The following is a 21,594-nucleotide window of genomic DNA, read 5'->3' as shown; positions in this document are numbered from 1 at the left end:
ATGTCTCTGGCAAAAGCGTCGGTGTGGACGGCAGCGTCCACGCTTGTAAAAATTGGCGCCGGGCTGCTGGTCGTCAAGCTGCTGGCCGTCTCATTTGGCCCTTCAGGCGTTGGTCTGGCGGGAAATTTCCGCCAGCTGGTCACGGTGCTTGGCGTTCTGGCAGGCGCCGGGATATTCAACGGCGTGACCAAATACGTCGCCCAGCATCGCGACGATGCCGAAAAGCTCCGGACCGTGGTGGGCACCTCTTCTGCCATGGTGCTGGGCTTTTCCACGCTGCTGGCTGCGGTATTTTTGCTGGCGGCAGCACCGATTAGCCAGGGGCTGTTCGGACACTCGCACTATCAGGGGCTTGTGCGGCTGGTGGCGCTCGTTCAGATGGGCATCGCCTGGGCGAACCTGCTGCTGGCGCTGATGAAAGGCTTCCGCGATGCCGCCGGGAATGCGCTGGCGCTCATCCTCGGTAGCGTCATCGGCGTGATTGCCTACTATTTTTGCTACCGGCTGGGCGGCTATGAAGGCGCGCTGCTGGGGCTGGCGCTGGTGCCTGCCCTGGTTGTCATTCCGGCGGCCTTCATGGTGATGCGCAGGGGCGACGTCCCGCTGAGCTACCTGAAGCCGCAGTGGGACAAGATGCTGGCGGGCCAGCTGGCGAAATTTACGCTGATGGCCCTCATCACTTCCGTCACGATTCCGGTGGCCTACGTGATGATGCGAAACCTGCTGGCGGCGCATTACAGCTGGGACGAGGTCGGAATCTGGCAGGGCGTAAGCAGCATTTCCGACGCCTACCTACAGTTTATTACGGCTTCCTTTAGCGTCTATTTGCTGCCAACCTTATCGCGCCTGACTTCCAGGCAGGATATTACCCGCGAGATTTTTCGCTCCCTGCGTTTTGTGCTGCCAGCTGTTGCGGTCGCCAGCTTTACCGTCTGGCTATTGCGTGATGTCGCCATCTGGCTGCTGTTCTCGGCGAAGTTTACCGCCATGCGCGACCTGTTTGCCTGGCAGCTGGTCGGCGATGTGCTGAAAGTAGGGGCTTACGTTTTCGGCTATCTGGTGATTGCGAAGGCGTCGCTGCGGCTGTATATCCTGGCAGAGATTAGCCAGTTTGCGCTGCTGACGGCGTTTTCTCACTGGCTGATCCCTGCCCACGGCGCGCTGGGAGCGGCTCAGGCCTATATGGCAACCTATATCGTTTATTTCGCTGCCTGCTGCGGCGTATTTTTACTTTGGCGTAAACGCGCATGACTGCACTGATTCACATACTGGGATCGGACATTCCGCATCATAACCAGACCGTACTTCGCTTCTTCAACGATGAGCTGGCATCCGGCACGCCCGATGCGCGCGAGTTTATGGTCGCTGGAAAGGATAACGGCCTGAGCGCGGCGTGTCCGGCACTGAACATCACGTTCTGGCCAGACAAAGCGGCACTGAAGAAGGCCGTCGTGGCTAAAGCCAAAACGGATCGTACCCAGCGTTTCTTCTTCCACGGACAGTTCAACGCCGGGCTGTGGCTGGCGCTGTTAAGCGGTGGGATCAAGCCTTCCCAGTTCAGCTGGCACATCTGGGGGGCCGATCTCTACGAAGTCTCCCGGGGCTGGAAATTCCGTCTTTTCTATCCGCTGCGTCGTCTGGCGCAGGCGCGCGTGGGCTGTGTTTTTGCCACCCGGGGCGATCTCAACTACTTTGCCAGGCAGCACCCGAAGGTTCGCGGGGAGCTGCTTTATTTTCCAACCCGTATGGATCCGGCGCTGAACGGCATGGCGAATGACGCGGTTCGTGAGGGCAAGCTGACCATCCTGGTGGGGAATTCCGGCGATCGCAGTAACGAGCATGTCGCGGCGCTCCGGGCGGTGCATCAGCAGTTTGGCGATACGGTAAGCGTGGTGGTGCCGATGGGCTATCCCGCCAACAACGACGCCTATATCGACGAGGTCCGCCAGCAGGGGCTTGCGCTGTTTAGCGCGGAAAACCTGCACATTCTCAGCGACAGGCTGGAATTTAATGACTACCTCGCACTGCTGCGAAAATGCGATCTGGGCTATTTCATCTTTGCCCGTCAGCAGGGGATTGGCACGCTGTGTCTGCTGATTCAGGCGGGTGTGCCGTGCGTGCTCAACCGCGAAAACCCGTTCTGGCAGGACATGACCGAGCAGCATATTCCGGTCCTGTTTACCTCCGACACGCTAAATGTCGACGTCGTGCGGGAAGCACAGCGCCAGCTCGCGCTGGTGGATAAAAATAGCATCGACTTTTTCAGCCCGAACTACCTTACGCCGTGGCAACGCGCGCTGCGTATTGCTTCAGGAGACAACGCATGAGCCAGTTGCAGTTTAGCGGCCTGCTGGTGGTCTGGCTGCTGAGCACGCTGTTTATCGCCACGCTCACCTGGTTTGAGTTCCGGCGCGTACGTTTTAACTTCAACGTATTCTTCTCGCTGCTGTTTTTGCTGACCTTTTTCTTTGGCTTCCCGCTGACCAGCATCCTCGTGTTCCGCTTTGATGTTGGCGTCGCGCCACCGGACATTTTGCTGCAGGCGTTGCTCTCTGCCACCTGCTTCTACGCGGTGTACTACGTCACCTACAAAACGCGCTTGCGGGCTGCGAAAGACGCTACGCCCCGTCGCCCGCTTTTTACCATGAACCGGGTAGAAACCCATCTGACGTGGGTCATGCTGATGACCATCGCCCTGGTCAGCGTGGCGATTTTCTTCATGCATAACGGCTTCCTGCTGTTTAAGCTCCAGTCCTACAGCCAGATATTCTCCGCCGAAGTCTCCGGAGTCGCGCTTAAGCGTTTCTTCTACTTCTTCATTCCGGCGATGCTGATGGTCTTTTTCCTGCGTCAGGACAGCAAAGCCTGGCTGTTCTTCCTGGTCAGCACGGTCGCGTTTGGCATTCTGACCTATATGATCGTCGGCGGTACGCGCGCCAACATCATTATCGCCTTCGCGATTTTCCTGTTTATCGGCATTATTCGCGGCTGGATCTCCCTGTGGATGCTGGTGGCGGCAGGCGTCTTTGGCATTGTGGGGATGTTCTGGCTGGCGCTGAAGCGCTATGGATTGAACGTGGCCGGCGACGAAGCGTTTTACACCTTCCTGTACCTCACGCGCGATACCTTCTCTCCGTGGGAAAACCTGGCGCTACTGCTGCAAAACTACGACAAGATCGAATTCCAGGGGCTGGCGCCGATTGCGCGAGATTTTTACGTCTTTATCCCGTCGTGGCTGTGGCCCGATCGCCCCGGTATTGTCCTCAACACGGCGAACTATTTCACCTGGGAAGTGCTGAACAACCATTCAGGTCTGGCGATTTCGCCAACCCTGATCGGCTCGCTGGTAGTGATGGGCGGTAACTGGTTTATCCTGCCTGGCGCGATCGCGGTAGGGCTGATAATAAAATGGTTCGACTGGCTGTACACGCTGGGCAATGAAGAGACCAACCGCTACAAAGCCGCTGTTTTGCACAGTTTCTGTTTCGGTGCCATTTTCAATATGATCGTTCTGGCGCGCGAGGGGCTAGATTCGTTCGTCTCACGCGTGGTGTTCTTTATGGTCGTTTTCGGCATCTGTCTGCTGCTGGCAAAACTCCTGTACTGGCTGTTTGAAAGTGCAGGGCTTGTGCACAGACGTGAGCCACAGGGCAGCACAACGCTGCCGCAAGTCTGAGTAGGGATTATCATGACGGATACAACTTCAGCACCGCGTTATGCGCTGCGTGGGCTACAGCTTATCGGCTGGCGCGATATGCAACATGCGCTGGATTTTCTGTTCGCGGACGGGCAGATGAAATCGGGCACGCTGGTGGCCATCAACGCAGAAAAAATGCTGGCGGTTGAGGACAATGCGGAAGTGAAAGGCCTGATTGAGGCCGCGGAGTTCAAATACGCAGACGGTATAAGCGTGGTGCGTTCAATCCGGAAAAAGTTTCCTGGCGCTAATGTTTCTCGCGTGGCGGGAGCCGATCTCTGGGAGCGGCTTATGGAGCGCGCAGGGGCTGAAGGCACGCCGGTGTTTTTGATAGGCGGTAAGCCCGAGGTGCTGGCGCAGACGGAACAAAAGCTGCGCAGCCAGTGGAACGTTAACATCGTGGGCAGCCAGGATGGCTACTTCAGGCCGGAAGACCGCCAGGCGCTCTTTGAGCGCGTGCGCGACAGCGGGGCGAAAATTGTCACCGTTGCCATGGGATCACCGCGCCAGGAGATCCTGATGCGTGATTGCCGTCTGGTCAGCCCGGACGCGCTTTATATGGGCGTGGGCGGCACCTACGACGTCTTTACCGGCCACGTTAAGCGTGCGCCAAAGGTCTGGCAAAACCTTGGGCTGGAGTGGCTGTACCGCCTGCTTTCCCAGCCGACGCGTATCAAACGGCAGATTCGTCTGCTGCGCTACCTCGCCTGGCACTACACCGGAAAAATGTAACCACAAGGCAGCGCGATCTGCTGTTCGCGCTGCAACGCCTCCCGCAAAACTGCTGAGTTTATGTGCAATGCATTCATTTTTTTAATGCATTGTTTGCCATTTGCCAGAATTTAAGAAACCATTCGCTCCGTATTTCACTACCCCTCAAAAATAATAACCGGCAGCAAGTCGGGAAACAGCAAACACAACCGAGGATTTATGGCAGAGAAAAAACCGGAGCTTCAGCGTGGGCTGGAAGCTCGACATATTGAATTGATCGCGCTGGGCGGAACTATCGGCGTTGGCCTGTTTATGGGCTCGGCAAGCACGCTGAAGTGGGCGGGGCCTTCCGTGCTGCTGGCCTATATCATTGCCGGGCTGTTCGTCTTCTTCATCATGCGCTCCATGGGCGAAATGCTGTTCCTGGAGCCGGTGACGGGCTCTTTCGCCGTTTACGCCCACCGTTATATGAGCCCGTTTTTCGGCTATCTCACGGCCTGGTCGTACTGGTTTATGTGGATGGCCGTCGGCATTTCAGAGATCACCGCCATCGGGGTCTACGTGCAGTTCTGGTTCCCGGAGATGGCCCAGTGGATACCCGCGCTTATCGCCGTAGGGCTGGTAGCGCTGGCGAACCTTGCCGCCGTTCGTCTTTACGGCGAAATCGAGTTCTGGTTTGCGATGATCAAAGTCACCACTATCATCGTGATGATTGTCGTGGGCCTCGGCGTCATCTTCTTTGGCTTCGGTAACGGCGGGCACGCCATCGGTTTTGGTAACCTGACAGAGCACGGCGGCTTCTTTGCGGGCGGCTGGAAGGGCTTCCTGACGGCGCTCTGTATCGTGGTGGCATCCTATCAGGGCGTTGAGCTGATCGGCATTACCGCGGGTGAAGCGAAAAACCCACAGGTCACGCTGCGTAGCGCGGTTGGCAAGGTGCTGTGGCGTATCCTGATTTTCTACGTGGGTGCGATCTTTGTTATCGTCACCATATTCCCCTGGAACGAGATCGGCACTACCGGCAGCCCGTTTGTCTTAACCTTCGCTAAGATTGGCATCACGGCGGCAGCCGCGATTATCAACTTTGTGGTGCTGACGGCGGCGCTCTCGGGCTGTAACAGCGGGATGTACAGCTGCGGACGCATGCTTTACGCGCTCTCGCAAAACAAACAGCTGCCGGCAGCGATGGGCAAAGTCTCCCGCGTGGGGGTCCCCGTGGCGGGCGTGGCGGTGTCGATTGTGATCCTGCTGATTGGCTCTTGCCTGAACTACATCATCCCGAATCCGCAGCGCGTGTTCGTTTATGTTTATAGTGCCAGCGTGCTGCCGGGAATGGTGCCGTGGTTTGTTATTCTGATTAGCCAGCTGCGTTTTCGTCAGGCGCACAAACAGGCGATTGCCAGCCATCCGTTCCGCTCCATTCTGTTCCCGTATGCGAACTATTTAACGATGGCGTTCCTGATTTGCGTATTAATTGGAATGTACTTTAATGAAGATACCCGCATGTCGCTGTTTGTCGGGATGATCTTCCTGGCCGCCGTGACGGCTGCCTATAAGCTTTTTGGCCTGGGCCGCCGTGGCTCCGCCCAGAAAGTGGAGGAATAAGCGGCAAAATGTGCAAACCATAACCAAACGCGCATTTTTTTCAAAAAAGCACTAGACAGCGGGGGCGGAGGTACGTAATATCCAGCCCCGCAACGGCGCTAAGCGCCCGTAGCTCAGCTGGATAGAGCGCTGCCCTCCGGAGGCAGAGGTCTCAGGTTCGAATCCTGTCGGGCGCGCCATTTTAGTCCCGGCGCTAAGCTGCGGTGGTCTGAGAAGTAGTCAGAACCGCGTGAAAGAATACAGTGGTGGCTATAGCTCAGTTGGTAGAGCCCTGGATTGTGATTCCAGTTGTCGTGGGTTCGAATCCCATTAGCCACCCCATTATTGAAAGAGTTGTGAATTGCGAAGGTGGCGGAATTGGTAGACGCGCTAGCTTCAGGTGTTAGTGTTCTTACGGACGTGGGGGTTCAAGTCCCCCCCCTCGCACCACGACTTTTTAATGAATTGAACTAAAAATTCAAAAAAGCAGTACATCGGCGAGTAGCGCAGCTTGGTAGCGCAACTGGTTTGGGACCAGTGGGTCGGAGGTTCGAATCCTCTCTCGCCGACCAATTTTGAACCCCGCTTCGGCGGGGTTTTTTGTTTTCTGCGCTTTTACATCCTGTAGTCCTTCCCCGACAGCACCCTTTTTCATTGTCGCGATTCAGCGACATTTAACCTGTTAATATTAAAAGCTTTTTAATTTTATCGCTCTGGCTGTCTCCTGATGGCGACAAATTACCGCCTGCGGCGCTACGTTGTGCGGCTTCAGACGGCGCTAAACAGCATAATTTCCTTTAATCTTAAAATGTTGCGCGATGTAAAAGTTCTGCGTGTAAACCTGGCACATTACGTGCAATAATATACGTGTAGATGCTCATTCCATCTCGTATGTTCGCCTTAGTGCCTCATATACTCAGGAATGACGCAGAGCCGTTTACGGTGCTTATCGTCCACTGACAGATGTCGCTTCGGCCTCATCAGACACCATGGGCATAACGTTGAGTGAAGCACCAAATATGTTGTCTTACAGACCTGTTTTAACGCCTGCTTTTATAGCAGGCGTTTTTTTATGCCTAAAAAAAGGAGGCCGTCTGGCCTCCTTGATAATTACTGCTGCGTTCCGTTGTTCTGTAGCGTTAGCAAAAGCCCATCGCGTCGCATGGCGGCGGCCTCCTCCGGCTTGTGCTGCTTGTCCAGCGAATCGGCAAGCCAGGCATAATCAAACGCGTCCGGGCGCTGTTTCAGCGCCGCGCGGAAGGCGAGGCTCGCCTCCTGCCATTCGCCGTGCTTCATCAGGGACTGGCCCAGCGTGCTCCACAGCAGCGGACGATCGCCGACGGTTTTAATCTGCTGGCGCAGCACTTTTTCGATCTGCTCAGGATTATTGGTCTTCAGGCGCGGGATCACCATCACCAGGCGATCGTCATACTGGCGCTTCAGGCCGTCGAGGAGGATCTCCTGCGCGGTGTCGTGGTCGTCACACTCGATCAGATGTTCCGCCATCGCTACCTGCAATGGAACCTGCTGGCGCGTTTTGCGGCTCTGGTTTTTCCACCAGGTTTTCAGGCCGTCGCTGCCGAGATCGGCACGCGCCTGATCCATCAGGCCAATCCAGGCCAGACGCTGAAGCTCATCACGATGTTCGTCATCGCCCACGTCGGCTTTCGCCATGGAAGGGATAATGTCCAGCAGCGAGCCCCAGGCACCGGTGCGAATGTACGCCTGTTCGGCAAGACGCAGCACTTCCGGATGGCGGGGAGTAATTTCCAGCAGGCGATCGACGCCGTGACGCGCCGCATGGTTCTCATTCCGCGCCAGCTGCAGGCGTACGCGGGTGATCTCAACCGGAATAGGATCCTTAGTAGAAAGCTCAGACGCGCGCTCAAGATGCTGATTCGCGCGCGCTTCATCACCGCGCTGCTGTGCCGCTTCCGCCGCCAGCAGGTAGTTCACCACCGGCTGTTCGGCGTGGTCGGCATTTTTCGACATCAGCTTTTCAACCTGCTGATAGTCGCCCTCGGCCAGCTTCAGCAGCGCCTGCTCGGTCTGTTTACGGGCGCGACGGCGCTTACGACCAACGAACCAGCCGCGGGTATGGGCCCCGGTGCGGAAAATACGGCGCAGGATCCATTCCACCGCCAGCAGCACGACAACGCCCAGGATGAGGATAATCACAAGCCCGGTAACGCTGGTTTCGATATTGTAGTTATCGGTCTGGATCAGCACATAGCCCTGGTGCCCCGCGAGCATTGGCCCCAGCACGATCCCGGCGATAAGCAGGATGAAGAGCAAGAATACTTTTAGCATCATTACTCTCCTTGCGGCGCGCTTTCAGGCGCTGGCGCGGCGGCAGGGGTTTCAGCCGGGCGCTCCGCCGGAACGCCCGGCTGGGCCAGCAGGTTACGCACGCGCGTCTGCATGATCTTCTCAAGAATCGGCTGGCTTTCCAGCCTGTCCGGCACGTTCATGGTGATATTTTGCTGGCTCAGCTTGTCGATATCCTCAAGGAACGCGGTAGTGGTGGCGTCATTGGTATCGTAATAAGCACGAACCCAGGTTGATACGTTATCCAGCGCCTGTTTGTAAGTCTCTTCCTGATGACGCGGTACGGCCTGAGCCGCCACCAGCAGGCGGGAGCGAATGTTTTCGCGCAGATAGACGTCCTGGTTCGGCGCTAACAGCGGCACGGCAGTTTCGTCGCGGCGGCGAATGGTAATAAAGCTGTCCATAAAGTTCTGCCAGCTTTTTTGCAGGTTAATACGCCACTCGCTCAGGGAGCTGGACAGCTCGGTACCGTCGGAATCCATCGGGGAGTCGTCGTCGTTATTATCGGCAAGCTGAAGGTTATCAATCTGGTTTGAGAGCTGATTCACCTTAAGAATGATGCCGTCGTAATCGACCTGAGACACCGCCGACAGGCTGGCGATATCTTCCGTAATGGCGCGACGCGCGCCGATCAGGCTTGGATCGTTCATGTCGGCCAGGCTTGCGTCGGCGCTTTTCAGCAGCGCGGCGGCGGTGGTGACATCCTGATCGCTCCAGAGCTTACGTCCGGCCAGCTTCACCAGAAAATCGGCCTGCGAGAGCAGCCAGGTTTTGGCATCGGTCCCGGAAATCGTGGCGACTTTTTCCTGCACTTCGCTCAGCTGTTTGGTCAACGCTTCACGCTTGCTGTTCGCGTCGGCGAGAGCGGCGGCCTGCTGCTTAATCACGCCCTCCAGCTCGGCTTTTTGCGTCTCCTGCGCTTTTTGCAGGGCCGTGATTTGGTTCACCAGCGCGTCGCTGGTGGCCGTCTGGTTCGTGCCCTGTTTTTTCACCAGCCCGTAAAGACCCACGCCTGCGGCCAGCGCAATCGCGATGGCAATAACGCTCAGCGTAAGGCTGGTTTTGTTGCTGCCGTTTTTCTTCTCAACGGTTTTGTCTGTCGTCTCTGGCTGTGACGTGGTGTCCACAGTCTCCCTGGTCTCTTCAACCACGGCGGAGGATTTTTCGTGTTCCGTCATTATGGCTTCCCATTTGAGAGTTATTGTAATGCGCGCAGCAGCGCATCGTTGTCGGCGTTATCAGCGATCCGAATATCCTGCCAGCCCAGTTCCCGGGCGTGGTTCGCCAGACGCTCGCTGACGACCAGAAGCCGACAGCGGAGTAACCAGTTTTCGCGATACCAGAGCGGTATCAGCAACCAAAGCTGTTGTAACATTTCACCGCTGGTGACGACCAGCGTATTAATTCCGCGCGCCTGCCAGCGCATCGCCTCTTCCGCGCCATCATAGTGTTTTGCACAACGCTGATAGCACTCAACAAACGTCACGTCCGCACCGCGTTCCCGCAGCGTTTCGCCCAGCAGCTCGCGGCCACCGTTGCCGCGCAAAATGAGCGCGCGCTTTCCGGCAATAGTTTGTAATTCAGGTAATTGTAGCAAGACTTCGCTGATTTCCCGATCTAACGGGTAACGAACATCTATTCCGCTGGCGGTATGTAAGGCCAGCGCGGTGGTGCGCCCGATGGCGAAATAGTGCGGGGCCTGGGGCCAGTTAACGGCCTGCTGTTGCAGCTGCGCATGGGCAAACTCCACGGCATGCTGCGACAGGGCAAAGAGCAGATCTCCTTCGCGGAGGATATTCATCTGGTTCGTGAGCGTGGACAGCTCGCGACCGGGGGAGAATTCAATCAGCGGAAAACTCCAGGCCACCTGCCCCAGTGTGCGCAGACGGCTCACTAACTGCTCTCCTGCGGGAGAAGGGCGGGTGACAAGAATACTCATGCAGGGGGCTCTCCGTTATAGACCTCGGCCAGAATTTCACGTGCGCCGTTATTCAGCAGTTCTTCCGCCAGCGACACGCCAAGCTGCTCGGCATCCTGCGGCGTGCCGCGGCGTTCACCGCGCACCATCCGTGAACCGTCCGGTGCGCCGACCAGCGCACGCAGCCACAGTTCACCCTCGGTTAATTCAGCATAGCTGCCAATTGGCACCTGGCAGCCACCTTCAAGGCGAGTATTCATTGCGCGCTCGGCTTTTACGCGAACGGCGGTGTCGTCATGATTCAGCGGCGCGAGCAGTTCCTGAGTGCGCGCATCGTCCAGACGGCACTCAATGCCGACGGCACCCTGACCGACGGCGGGCAGCGACAGCTCGGGCGGCAGCGCCACGCGAATGCGCGACTCCAGCCCCAGGCGTTTCAGACCTGCAACCGCAAGGATAATGGCATCGTAGTCGCCGTTATCCAGCTTGCCAAGGCGCGTGCCGACGTTACCCCGCAGCGAACGAATCACCAGGTCAGGGCGACGTTCAGCCAGCTGACACTGGCGGCGTAAGCTTGACGTGCCGACCACGCTGCCCTCTGGCAAAGCGTCGAGCGACGCATAGCGGTTAGAGACAAACGCATCGCGAGGATCCTCGCGCTCGCAGATGGTCACCAGCCCCAGCCCTTCCGGGAACTCAACGGGCACATCCTTCATCGAATGCACGGCGATATCGGCGCGGTTCTCAAGCAATGCCAGTTCCAGCTCTTTGACAAACAGGCCCTTCCCACCGACCTTGGCCAGGGGCGTATCAAGAATGACATCGCCACGCGTAACCATAGGCACCAGCTCAACGCGTAATCCGGTGTGGCAGGCTTCCAGGCGCTGCTTAACATAATGTGCCTGCCAGAGCGCAAGAGGACTTTGGCGTGTGGCAATTCTCAAAACATTGTCTAACATGCTTGTTACCGTCATTATCAATCGCTAACCATCCTAACATTGTTGACACTCGGATGGCAGTTTTACGGTTGATGAAGAGTGAGAGGGACGGGCGGCGTTCTCGTCAGCCACAGCCGTATTCAGGAATTTACACGTGCAGAACGGTGCTACACTTGTATGTAGCGCATCTTTCTTTACGGTCAACCGGCAAGGTGTTAAATTGATCACGTTTTAGACCATTTTTTCGTCTGTACCACCAGAAAAGCAAAAGGCGAAAGAAGGGTAACGGTTATCTTTTTGAAATACTGCGGGTCCGCTGCTTTTTCTGTTTTGACTGGCGTGCGACACCCGGAAACATCAGGCGATACGTCTTGTACCTCTATATTGAGACTCTGAAACAGAGACTGGATGCCATCAACCAACTGCGTGTCGATCGCGCGCTTGCTGCCATGGGCCCTGCTTTCCAGCAGGTATACAGTCTACTGCCGACATTGTTGCACTATCACCATCCGCTAATGCCGGGTTACCTTGATGGTAACGTTCCCCAGGGCATTTGCCTCTTCACGCCTGATGAAACCCAACAGCACTACCTGACTGAACTTGAGCTTTACCGCGGCATGCCGCCGCAGGTCTCGCCGAAAGGTGAGCTGCCGATCACCGGGGTTTACTCCATGGGCAGCACCTCCTCGGTTGGGCAAAGCTGTTCGTCTGACCTGGATATCTGGGTCTGCCATCAGTCATGGCTCGATAACGAAGAGCGCCAGCTGCTGCAGCGTAAATGTAGCCTGCTGGAGAGCTGGGCGGCGTCGCTCGGCGTGGAAGTGAGCTTCTTCCTGATTGATGAAAACCGTTTCCGCCATAATGAAAGCGGCAGTCTGGGTGGTGAAGACTGTGGCTCGACTCAGCACATCCTGCTGCTGGATGAATTTTACCGTACTGCCGTTCGTCTGGCCGGGAAGCGTATTCTGTGGAATATGGTGCCGTGCGATGAAGAAGAGCATTACGACGACTACGTTATGTCGCTCTACTCGCAGGGCGTCCTGACGCCAAACGAGTGGCTGGATCTGGGTGGCCTTAGCTCCCTGTCCGCCGAAGAGTACTTTGGCGCAAGCCTCTGGCAGCTCTATAAAAGTATTGATTCGCCGTACAAAGCGGTGCTGAAAACCCTGCTGCTGGAAGCCTATTCCTGGGAATACCCTACGCCGCGCCTGCTGGCGAAAGATATCAAGCAGCGTCTGCACGACGGAGAGATTGTCTCCTACGGGCTTGATGCCTACTGCATGATGCTGGAACGCGTTACCGAATACCTGACGGCCATTGATGACACCACGCGTCTTGACCTGGTGCGCCGGTGTTTCTACCTCAAAGTCTGTGAAAAACTGAGCCGCGAACGCGCCTGCGTTGGCTGGCGTCGTGAAGTGGTGAGCCAGCTGGTAAAAGAGTGGGGATGGGACGAAGAGCGTCTCTCTATGCTCGACAACCGCGCCAACTGGAAGATCGATCAGGTGCGTGAAGCGCACAACGAATTGCTCGATGCGATGATGCAGAGCTACCGTAACCTGATCCGCTTTGCTCGCCGTAACAACCTGAGCGTTTCCGCCAGCCCGCAGGATATCGGGGTATTGACCCGTAAGCTGTACGCCGCGTTTGAAGCGCTGCCGGGCAAAGTTACCCTGGTGAACCCGCAGATTTCGCCTGACCTGTCTGAGCCGAATCTGACCTTTATCTACGTGCCGCCGGGCCGCGCTAACCGCACCGGATGGTATCTGTACAACCGTGCGCCAAGCATGGACTCGATCATCAGCCATCAGCCGCTGGAGTATAACCGCTACCTGAACAAGCTGGTGGCCTGGGCCTGGTTTAACGGCCTGCTGACCTCGCGCACCCGCCTGTTTATCAAAGGCAACGAGGTGGTCGATTTAGCCAAATTGCAGGAGATGGTGGCGGATGTCTCCCACCACTTCCCGCTGCGCCTGCCGGCGCCAACGCCGAAAGCGCTCTATAGCCCATGCGAGATTCGCCACCTGGCGATCATCGTCAACCTGGAATATGACCCGACGGCGGCCTTCCGCAATCAGGTGGTCCATTTCGACTTCCGCAAGCTGGACGTCTTTAGCTTCGGCGAGCAGCAAAACTGCCTGGTGGGCAGCGTGGATCTGCTGTACCGCAACTCGTGGAACGAAGTGCGTACCCTGCACTTCAACGGCGAGCAGGCGATGATCGAAGCGCTGAAAACCATCCTCGGCAAGATGCATCAGGACGCCGCGCCGCCGGACAGCGTGGAAGTGTTCTGCTACAGCCAGCACCTGCGCGGCCTGATTCGTACCCGCGTGCAGCAGCTGGTTTCAGAGTGCATCGAGCTGCGCCTCTCCAGCACCCGTCAGGAAACCGGGCGTTTCAAAGCGCTGCGCGTCTCCGGTCAGACCTGGGGCCTGTTCTTTGAACGTCTGAACGTGTCGGTGCAGAAGCTGGAAAACGCCATTGAGTTCTACGGCGCGATTTCGCACAACAAGCTGCATGGCTTGTCCGTTCAGGTGGAAACCAACCACGTCAAGCTGCCGCAGGTAGTGGACGGCTTTGCGAGTGAAGGGATTATTCAGTTCTTCTTCGAAGAGTCGGGCGACAACGCCGGGTTTAACATCTACATCCTGGATGAAACCAACCGCGCCGAGGTGTATCACCACTGTGAAGGCAGTAAAGAGGAGCTGGTGCGCGACGTCAGCCGCTTCTATTCGTCCTCGCATGACCGCTTCACCTACGGCTCAAGCTTCATCAACTTCAACCTGCCGCAGTTCTACCAGATTGTGAACGTGGACGGACGCGCGCAGGTGATCCCGTTCCGTACGCAGGCGATTACGCCCGCCGTGCCTGCTAATCAGGATACCGCACCGCTGTTGCAGCAGTATTTCTCCTGAGTCTTTTAGCCGGGTGGCGCTTGCGCTTTTCGAGCCGTTGCAGGCCCGGTGCATAGCCGCCACCGGGCAGCAAAAAACTACCTGAAACTCACGTCCTCGCCCGCCTGCGCCGTCGCTGCCTGCTCCAGCAGATCCCAGAACGTTTCGCCGCTGCGGTCGCAAATCCACTCGTCACCTTTCAGATCAAAGTGATAGCCGCCCTGTTTGGCCGCCAGCCATACCTGGTGAAGCGGCTCCTGGCGGTTAATAATGATTTTGCTGCCGTTTTCAAAACTCAGGGTCAGGATCCCGCCGTTGATTTCACAATCGATATCGCTGTCGCCGTCCCAGTCGTCCAGACGCTCTTCGATGGTCATCCACAGGGTGTCGGCAAGGCGATGAAATTCACTGTCGTTCATGGTGTTGTTCCTGTTTTTCGTGATGGCGGCAGTATAACGCTAAATAATTCCCGTTGCAGGAAAGCGGCAAACTCTTGCTTTTGTGTCTTCTCCTGCGATGATAGAAACAGATTTGAACTTACGGGCAACCTCTACATGAAAAACGTCTTTCGAACGCTTGCCGTTCTTGTCACTCTGTTTAGCCTGACCGGCTGTGGACTGAAAGGGCCGCTGTACTTCCCGCCAGAGGATAAAAACGCACCACCGCCGACGAAACCGGTGCAAAGTGGTATCGAGTCATCAACGCCGAATACTAACGATCGCGGCAACAACGGTGGCCCGACTCAGGTCAATCTCTGACGATTACGTTCTGTACCCGCGCAATGGAGCAAATGATGCAGTTCTCTAAAATGCATGGCCTTGGCAACGATTTTATGGTCGTCGACGCGGTAACGCAGAATGTTTTTTTCTCCCCGGAGCTGATCCGTCGTCTGGCGGATCGACACGTGGGAGTGGGGTTTGATCAGCTGCTGGTGGTGGAACCTCCTTACGATCCTGACCTGGACTTCCACTATCGCATTTTTAACGCCGACGGCAGTGAAGTCTCCCAGTGCGGCAACGGCGCGCGCTGTTTTGCCCGCTTTGTTCGCCTGAAAGGGCTGACCAACAAGCGCGATATCCGCGTCAGCACGGCCAATGGCCGGATGGTGCTCAGCGTCACTGACGACGAGCTGGTGCGCGTGCACATGGGCGAGCCCAACTTCGAACCGTCTGCCGTGCCGTTTCGCGCCAACAAAGCGGAAAAGACCTATATCATGCGTGCCGCCGAGCAGACAGTATTGTGCGGCGTCGTCTCGATGGGTAACCCGCACTGCGTAATTCAGGTGGATGATGTTGCCACCGCCGCGGTTGAAACGCTTGGCCCGGTGCTGGAAGGCCATGAACGCTTCCCTGAGCGGGCGAACATCGGCTTCATGCAGGTGGTGAAGCGTGAACTCATTCGCCTGCGGGTTTACGAGCGCGGCGCGGGTGAAACCCAGGCCTGCGGAAGCGGTGCCTGTGCGGCCGTGGCTGTTGGTATCTCCCAGGGGTTACTGGCGGAAGAGGTTCGCGTGGAATTGCCAGGTGGGCGGCTTGATATCGCCTGGAAAGGACCGGGTCATCCACTGTACATGACTGGCCCGGCGACACATGTTTATGACGGGTTTATCCATCTATGAAGCAACCAGGGGAAGAACTGCAGGAACCCGTAACGGAGCTGGACGATAGCGCAGTTGTGGATTACCTGCTGAACAATCCTGAGTTTTTTATCCGCAATGCACGCGTCGTCGAACGGATGCGCGTGCCGCATCCGGTTCGCGAGACCGTGTCGCTGGTCGAATGGCACATGGCGCGCTCGCGCAACCACATCAGCCAGCTCGAAGAGAACATGACGCTGCTGATGGAGCAGGCCAGCACTAACGAAAGCCTGTTCTACCGCCTTCTGCACCTGCAGGCGCGCCTGGCTTCTGCGCACAGCCTCGAAGAGTTCCTCAACCGCTTCCACCGCTGGGCGCGCGAGCTGGGGCTGGCAGGCGCAACTATCCGCCTGTTCCCTGACCGCTGGCGTATTGGCGCGCCGTCCGGTTTTACCCACCTGGCGCTGAGCCGTCAGGCGTTTGAGCCGCTGCGCATTCAGCGTCTGGGCCACGAGCACCATTATCTGGGGCCGCTGAACGGACCAGAGCTGCTGGTGGTGCTGCCTGAAGCTAAAGCCATCGGCTCGGTGGCGATGTCGCTGATGGGGCGCGACGGCGATCTGGGGGTGATGTTATTTACCAGCCGCGACGCGCATCACTATGAGCAGGGGCAGGGCACGCAGCTGTTGCAGGAGGTGGCACTGATGCTGCCCGAGCTGCTGGAGCGCTGGATCGAGCGCGTATGATGGACGATCTCCTCGCCGCTGACGTCACGCGCTTTCTGCGTTACCTGAGCGTGGAACGTCAGCTTAGCCCCGTCACGCTGCTGAACTATCGGCGCCAGCTTGAAGCCATCATGCAGATTGCCGGCGACATCGGCCTTAAAAGCTGGCAGCAGTGCGACGCCGCGACGGTACGCGGCTTCGTGGTGCGTAGCCGTAAAAAAAACTTAAGCCCGGCGAGCCTGGCGCTCCGGCTCTCTGCGCTGCGCAGCTTCTTCGACTGGCTGGTCAGCCAGGGCAGCCTGAAAGCCAACCCGGCAAAGGGTATTGCCACGCCAAAGGCTCCGCGCCATCTGCCTAAAAATATCGACGTTGACGACGTAAACCGCCTGCTGGATATCGATCTTAACGATCCGCTGGCCGTGCGCGACCGCGCGATGCTGGAAGTGATGTACGGGGCCGGGCTGCGTCTGTCAGAGCTGGTCAATCTCGACATAAAACACCTCGATCTGGAAACGGGCGAAGTTTGGGTCATGGGCAAGGGCAGCAAAGAGCGCCGCCTGCCGATTGGCCGCAACGCCGTCTCGTGGATCGAGCACTGGCTGGATCTGCGCGGGCTGTTTGGCGCGGAAGACGATGCGCTGTTCTTATCGAAGCTCGGCAAGCGGATCTCGGCGCGAAACGTGCAGAAGCGCTTTGCGGAGTGGGGGATCAAACAGGGGCTGAACAGCCACGTTCACCCGCACAAGCTGCGCCACTCTTTTGCGACGCACATGCTGGAATCGAGCGGCGACCTGCGCGGCGTGCAGGAGCTTCTTGGCCATGCGAATCTGTCGACCACTCAAATCTATACCCACTTAGACTTCCAACACCTTGCCTCGGTGTATGACGCGGCGCATCCACGCGCCAAACGGGGGAAATAATGCGTTTTTACCGCCCACTCGGTCAGATCTCAGCCCTGACGTTTGATCTTGATGACACCCTTTACGACAACCGCCCGGTGATCGTGCGCACCGAGCAGGAGTCGCTGGCGTTTGTGCAGAACTATCATCCTGCGCTGAAAGCGATGCAGAACAAAGACTTCCAGCTGCTGCGCCAGTCCCTGCGGGAAACCGAACCGGAGATTTACCACGACGTAACCGAATGGCGTCGTCGTGCTGTTGAGCAGGCAATGCTCAACGCGGGCCTGAGCGCGCAGGAAGCGGCCGTGGGTGCCGAAGCGGCCATGGAAAACTTCGCCAGATGGCGTAGCCGCATCGACGTGCCGCAGGAAACCCACGACACGCTGGCTAAACTGGCCGCGAAATGGCCGCTGGTGGCAATAACAAACGGCAATGCCCAGCCAGAACTGTTTGGCCTGGGGAATTATTTTCAGTTCGTGCTGCGCGCGGGCCCGCACGGACGCTCGAAGCCGTTCAACGATATGTATCATCTGGCGGCGGAAAAGCTGGGCTTGCCGCTCGGTGAAATTCTGCACGTGGGCGATGACCTGACCACGGACGTCGCCGGGGCGATCCGCTGCGGCATGCAGGCCTGCTGGATCAAGCCGGAAAACGCCGACCTGATGACCACTTCCGACAGCCGTCTTCTGCCGCACGTGGAAATTTCACGGTTGGCATCCCTCACGACGCTGATATAATCATCAATTGTTCTGTATAAATTAACAGGGTTTTGGCGAGTGGAAACATTCGCCTGCCCGACATGACGTGACGGTGCCAATGGACGTTTCTTACCTGCTCGACAGCCTTAATGACAAACAGCGTGACGCGGTTGCCGCCTCGCGTACAAACCTGCTGGTACTGGCTGGAGCGGGCAGTGGTAAGACGCGCGTGCTGGTTCACCGTATCGCCTGGCTCCAGAGCGTGGAGAACTGTTCGCCGTACTCCATCATGGCGGTGACGTTTACCAACAAGGCGGCAGCAGAGATGCGCCACCGTATCGCACAGCTGATGGGCACCAGCCAGGGCGGCATGTGGGTTGGCACCTTCCACGGCCTGGCGCACCGTCTGCTGCGCGCGCACCACATGGACGCCAACCTGCCGCAGGATTTCCAGATCCTCGACAGTGAAGACCAGCTTCGCCTGCTTAAACGCCTGATTAAGGCGATGAACCTCGACGAGAAGCAGTGGCCGCCGCGTCAGGCGATGTGGTACATCAACGGTCAGAAAGACGAGGGGCTGCGCCCGCACCACATTCAGAGCTTCGGCAATCCGGTCGAGCAGGCCTGGCAGAACGTGTACAAGGCCTATCAGGAAGCGTGCGACCGCGCCGGCCTGGTCGATTTCGCCGAGCTGCTGCTGCGCGCCCACGAGCTGTGGCTGAATAAGCCGCATATCCTGCAACATTACCGCGAGCGCTTCACCAACATCCTGGTGGACGAATTCCAGGATACCAACAACATCCAGTACGCCTGGATCCGCCTGCTGGCGGGGGATACCGGCAAGGTGATGATCGTAGGGGATGACGACCAGTCTATCTACGGCTGGCGCGGGGCGCAGGTAGAGAACATCCAGCGCTTCCTCAACGATTTCCCCGGCGCGCAAACCATCCGACTGGAGCAGAACTACCGTTCAACCAGCAACATTCTGAGCGCGGCCAACGCCCTGATTGAAAACAACAACGGGCGTCTGGGTAAAAAGCTGTGGACCGACGGCGTCGACGGCGAACCTATTTCGATTTATTGCGCCTTCAACGAGCTCGACGAATCGCGCTTCGTGGTGAACCGCATCAAAACCTGGCAGGACAACGGCGGCGCGCTGGAGCAGTGTGCCATTCTCTATCGCAGCAACGCCCAATCGCGCGTGCTGGAAGAGGCGCTGTTACAGGTGAGCATGCCGTACCGTATTTATGGCGGTATGCGCTTCTTCGAACGTCAGGAAATCAAAGATGCCCTTTCGTATCTGCGCCTGATTGCCAACCGTAACGACGATGCGGCGTTTGAGCGCGTGGTAAACACGCCGACGCGCGGCATCGGTGACCGTACGCTGGACGTGGTGCGCCAGGCCTCGCGCGATCGCCAGCTCACGCTCTGGCAGGCGTGCCGCGAGCTGTTACAGGAAAAAGCCCTCGCCGGGCGCGCCGCGAGCGCGCTGCAGCGCTTCCTGGAGCTAATTGACGCGCTGGCGCAGGAAACCGCCGACATGCCGCTGCACGTGCAGACTGACCGGGTAATCAAAGACTCCGGCCTGCGCACCATGTACGAGCAGGAAAAAGGCGAGAAGGGCCAGACCCGTATTGAGAACTTAGAGGAACTGGTGACGGCAACGCGCCAGTTCAGCTACAACGAAGAAGATGAAGACCTGATGCCGTTGCAGGCATTCCTCTCTCACGCCGCGCTTGAGGCGGGTGAAGGGCAGGCCGATACCTGGCAGGATGCGGTTCAGCTGATGACCCTGCACTCCGCGAAAGGTCTGGAGTTCCCGCAGGTGTTTATCGTCGGGATGGAAGAAGGCATGTTCCCGAGCCAGATGTCGCTGGATGAGGGCGGACGGCTGGAAGAGGAGCGTCGTCTGGCCTACGTGGGCGTGACCCGTGCGATGCAGAAACTGACGCTGACCTACGCCGAAACCCGCCGTCTGTACGGGAAAGAGGTGTATCACCGTCCGTCGCGCTTTATCGGCGAGCTGCCGGAAGAGTGCGTGGAAGAGGTGCGTCTGCGCGCCAGCATCAGCCGTCCGGTCAGCCATCAGCGTATGGGGTCGCCAATCTCTGAAACCGACACCGGCTACAAGCTGGGCCAGCGCGTTCGCCATTCGAAGTTTGGCGAAGGAACCATCGTGAACCTGGAAGGCAGCGGCGAGCACAGCCGTTTGCAGGTCGCGTTCCAGGGGCAGGGGATCAAATGGCTGGTAGCGGCCTATGCTAAGCTGGAAAGTGTGTAACTTTCAGAAAAATATCACTATTTTGTAATAATCTGCTAGCCTTATACGTTGAAGGTCAATTAATGCCCTTCAGCGTTCCGTTGCGTGTTGACGCCACAGTTATTGCTGGCGTAACATGCGCGCACGATTACGCTAAGAGGACATTCGCCTTGGACACACCCAGTAGATACTGGCTCAATTCCCTGTCATCCAGGAACAACTCCTAAGGCTATCTCCTCTTGCTGATGGCCTTAGTGGTTGTCAGCGACTGCATCATTCCCGTCGCGCTGAGTCAGGCTGTTTAATGGTCTGAAACCCAATTTGTTTCTGTGTGCCCACCGAACTGTCCGATATTTTTTGCATTGGGAGTCCCGGTCATGCTGAGCGCATTTCAACTCGAAAATAACCGACTGACTCGGCTTGAAGCCGAAGAGTCACAGCCCCTCATTGATGCCGTATGGGTGGATCTGGTCGAGCCGGACGACGATGAACGCCTTCGCGTACAATCTGAACTGGGGCAAAGCCTGGCGACACGCCCGGAACTGGAAGACATCGAAGCATCCGCCCGTTTTTTTGAAGACGAAGACGGCCTGCACATTCACTCCTTCTTCTTCTTTGAAGATGCCGAAGACCACGCGGGGAACTCCACCGTGGCGTTCACCATCCGTGATGGCCGCCTGTTTACCCTGCGCGAGCGCGAACTGCCTGCGTTTCGTCTCTACCGCATGCGCGCCCGCAGCCAGGCGATGATGGACGGCAACGCCTACGAGCTGCTGCTGGACCTGTTTGAAACCAAAATCGAACAGCTGGCGGATGAAATTGAAAACATCTACAGCGATCTGGAAAAGCTGAGCCGGGTGATCATGGAAGGCCATCAGGGCGATGAGTACGACGAAGCGTTGTCCACGCTGGCGGAGCTGGAAGATATCGGCTGGAAGGTGCGCCTGTGTCTGATGGATACCCAGCGCGCGCTGAACTTCCTGGTGCGCAAGGCGCGTCTGCCGGGCGGCCAGCTGGAGCAGGCGCGTGAGATCTTACGCGATATCGAATCCCTGCTGCCGCACAACGAATCCCTGTTCCAGAAGGTGAACTTCCTGATGCAGGCGGCGATGGGCTTTATCAACATCGAGCAGAACCGCATTATCAAGATCTTCTCGGTGGTATCCGTGGTGTTCCTGCCGCCGACGCTGGTGGCATCCAGCTACGGGATGAACTTTGAGTTTATGCCGGAGCTGAAGTGGAGCTTTGGCTACCCGGGGGCGATTATCTTTATGATCCTCGCGGGGCTGGCGCCGTATCTGTACTTCAAGCGGAAGAACTGGCTGTAAGATCCAGGGGAATTCCCTCTCCCTGTGGGAGAGGGTTA

The 21,594-nt window shown here is 57.6% G+C and carries 19 protein-coding genes and 4 tRNA genes; 18 read left to right on the top strand and 5 right to left on the bottom strand.

Going from position 1 to position 21,594, the window contains the following annotated elements:
- The 9 genes from wzxE to HWQ14_RS03965 all read left to right on the top strand — a co-directional run bounded on the left by wzxE (position 1) and on the right by HWQ14_RS03965 (position 6,564).
- Positions 1-1,251, top strand: coding sequence for a lipid III flippase WzxE (wzxE, locus tag HWQ14_RS04005; RefSeq protein ID WP_176609016.1), 1,251 nt, complete (start codon positions 1-3; stop codon positions 1,249-1,251).
- Entirely contained in the window at positions 1,248-2,327 is a 1,080-nt protein-coding gene (locus HWQ14_RS04000) for a TDP-N-acetylfucosamine:lipid II N-acetylfucosaminyltransferase (protein ID WP_176609015.1), read from the top strand. Before wzxE ends, HWQ14_RS04000 begins: the two co-directional genes overlap by 4 nt.
- Positions 2,324-3,676: an ECA oligosaccharide polymerase gene (gene wzyE, locus HWQ14_RS03995; RefSeq protein WP_176609014.1), complete on the top strand. Its 1,353-nt coding sequence runs from the start codon at positions 2,324-2,326 to the stop codon at positions 3,674-3,676. Before HWQ14_RS04000 ends, wzyE begins: the two co-directional genes overlap by 4 nt.
- Before the next feature lie 12 nt (positions 3,677-3,688).
- The gene (wecG, locus tag HWQ14_RS03990) at positions 3,689-4,429 is read left to right on the top strand and encodes a lipopolysaccharide N-acetylmannosaminouronosyltransferase (RefSeq protein WP_148421641.1); all 741 of its coding nucleotides are present in this window, start codon (positions 3,689-3,691) and stop codon (positions 4,427-4,429) included.
- A 198-nt stretch (positions 4,430-4,627) separates the two neighbouring features.
- Positions 4,628-6,013 carry a bifunctional threonine/serine APC transporter ThrP gene (gene thrP, locus HWQ14_RS03985; RefSeq protein ID WP_176609013.1) on the top strand — a complete coding sequence of 462 codons (1,386 nt, stop codon included), beginning with the start codon at positions 4,628-4,630 and terminating at the stop codon, positions 6,011-6,013.
- Between the two features lie 102 nt (positions 6,014-6,115).
- Positions 6,116-6,192, top strand: a tRNA-Arg gene (locus tag HWQ14_RS03980).
- Positions 6,193-6,258: 66 nt separating this feature from the next.
- Positions 6,259-6,334: transfer RNA gene (locus tag HWQ14_RS03975), tRNA-His, on the top strand.
- Positions 6,335-6,355: 21 nt separating this feature from the next.
- A tRNA-Leu gene (locus HWQ14_RS03970) sits at positions 6,356-6,442 on the top strand.
- A 45-nt stretch (positions 6,443-6,487) separates the two neighbouring features.
- Positions 6,488-6,564, top strand: a tRNA-Pro gene (locus HWQ14_RS03965).
- A gap of 538 nt (positions 6,565-7,102) precedes the next feature.
- Here the strand turns inward: HWQ14_RS03965 and hemY are convergent.
- Genes hemY through hemC form a run of 4 tightly spaced genes read right to left on the bottom strand, consistent with a single transcriptional unit; the run spans position 7,103 to position 11,197 of the window.
- A complete protein-coding gene (hemY, locus tag HWQ14_RS03960) occupies positions 7,103-8,302 on the bottom strand; it encodes a protoheme IX biogenesis protein HemY (protein WP_148421690.1) in 1,200 nt (399 codons plus the stop codon).
- Positions 8,303-8,304: 2 nt separating this feature from the next.
- On the bottom strand, positions 8,305-9,498 hold the full coding sequence (gene hemX / locus HWQ14_RS03955; RefSeq protein ID WP_176609012.1) for a uroporphyrinogen-III C-methyltransferase: 1,194 nt from the start codon (positions 9,496-9,498) through the stop codon (positions 8,305-8,307).
- A 20-nt stretch (positions 9,499-9,518) separates the two neighbouring features.
- Entirely contained in the window at positions 9,519-10,259 is a 741-nt protein-coding gene (gene hemD, locus HWQ14_RS03950; protein WP_176609011.1) for a uroporphyrinogen-III synthase, read from the bottom strand.
- The gene (gene hemC, locus HWQ14_RS03945) at positions 10,256-11,197 is read right to left on the bottom strand and encodes a hydroxymethylbilane synthase (protein ID WP_148421633.1); all 942 of its coding nucleotides are present in this window, start codon (positions 11,195-11,197) and stop codon (positions 10,256-10,258) included. Before hemC ends, hemD begins: the two co-directional genes overlap by 4 nt.
- 350 nt (positions 11,198-11,547) lie before the next feature.
- Between hemC and cyaA the strand changes: the two genes are divergently transcribed.
- A complete protein-coding gene (gene cyaA / locus HWQ14_RS03940) occupies positions 11,548-14,091 on the top strand; it encodes a class I adenylate cyclase (protein WP_148421631.1) in 2,544 nt (847 codons plus the stop codon).
- A gap of 77 nt (positions 14,092-14,168) precedes the next feature.
- Here the strand turns inward: cyaA and cyaY are convergent, their stop codons facing one another.
- Complete coding sequence (gene cyaY / locus HWQ14_RS03935; protein ID WP_148421629.1) at positions 14,169-14,489, bottom strand: iron donor protein CyaY; 321 nt, start codon at positions 14,487-14,489, stop codon at positions 14,169-14,171.
- 135 nt (positions 14,490-14,624) lie between these two features.
- On the opposite strand from cyaY, the gene lptM reads away from it, so the two are divergent.
- The 8 genes from lptM (at position 14,625) to corA (ending at position 21,556) form a co-directional block, all read left to right on the top strand.
- On the top strand, positions 14,625-14,828 hold the full coding sequence (lptM, locus tag HWQ14_RS03930) for an LPS translocon maturation chaperone LptM (protein WP_148421627.1): 204 nt from the start codon (positions 14,625-14,627) through the stop codon (positions 14,826-14,828).
- A 35-nt stretch (positions 14,829-14,863) separates the two neighbouring features.
- Positions 14,864-15,688: a diaminopimelate epimerase gene (gene dapF / locus HWQ14_RS03925; protein WP_176611148.1), complete on the top strand. Its 825-nt coding sequence runs from the start codon at positions 14,864-14,866 to the stop codon at positions 15,686-15,688.
- On the top strand, positions 15,685-16,392 hold the full coding sequence (locus HWQ14_RS03920) for a DUF484 domain-containing protein (protein WP_148421625.1): 708 nt from the start codon (positions 15,685-15,687) through the stop codon (positions 16,390-16,392). The genes dapF and HWQ14_RS03920 overlap by 4 nt, the downstream gene beginning before the upstream one ends.
- Entirely contained in the window at positions 16,389-17,291 is a 903-nt protein-coding gene (xerC, locus tag HWQ14_RS03915) for a tyrosine recombinase XerC (RefSeq protein WP_148421623.1), read from the top strand. Before HWQ14_RS03920 ends, xerC begins: the two co-directional genes overlap by 4 nt.
- Entirely contained in the window at positions 17,291-18,007 is a 717-nt protein-coding gene (yigB, locus tag HWQ14_RS03910) for a 5-amino-6-(5-phospho-D-ribitylamino)uracil phosphatase YigB (protein WP_148421621.1), read from the top strand. The genes xerC and yigB overlap by 1 nt, the downstream gene beginning before the upstream one ends.
- A gap of 79 nt (positions 18,008-18,086) precedes the next feature.
- Positions 18,087-20,249, top strand: a complete 2,163-nt coding sequence (uvrD, locus tag HWQ14_RS03905) for a DNA helicase II (protein ID WP_176609010.1) — start codon at positions 18,087-18,089, stop codon at positions 20,247-20,249.
- 149 nt (positions 20,250-20,398) lie between these two features.
- Entirely contained in the window at positions 20,399-20,455 is a 57-nt protein-coding gene (gene ysgD, locus HWQ14_RS23205) for a YsgD/CorL family protein (protein WP_212743980.1), read from the top strand.
- 150 nt (positions 20,456-20,605) lie between these two features.
- Complete coding sequence (gene corA / locus HWQ14_RS03900) at positions 20,606-21,556, top strand: magnesium/cobalt transporter CorA (protein WP_003860807.1); 951 nt, start codon at positions 20,606-20,608, stop codon at positions 21,554-21,556.
- Positions 21,557-21,594 lie beyond the last annotated feature (38 nt).

Source organism: Enterobacter cloacae (genome assembly GCF_013375935.1).
In the GTDB taxonomy this organism is placed as follows: Bacteria; Pseudomonadota; Gammaproteobacteria; order Enterobacterales; family Enterobacteriaceae; genus Enterobacter; species Enterobacter pasteurii.
Note: the sequence above shows the minus strand (reverse complement) of the source record. Positions and strands in the feature narration are given on the sequence as shown.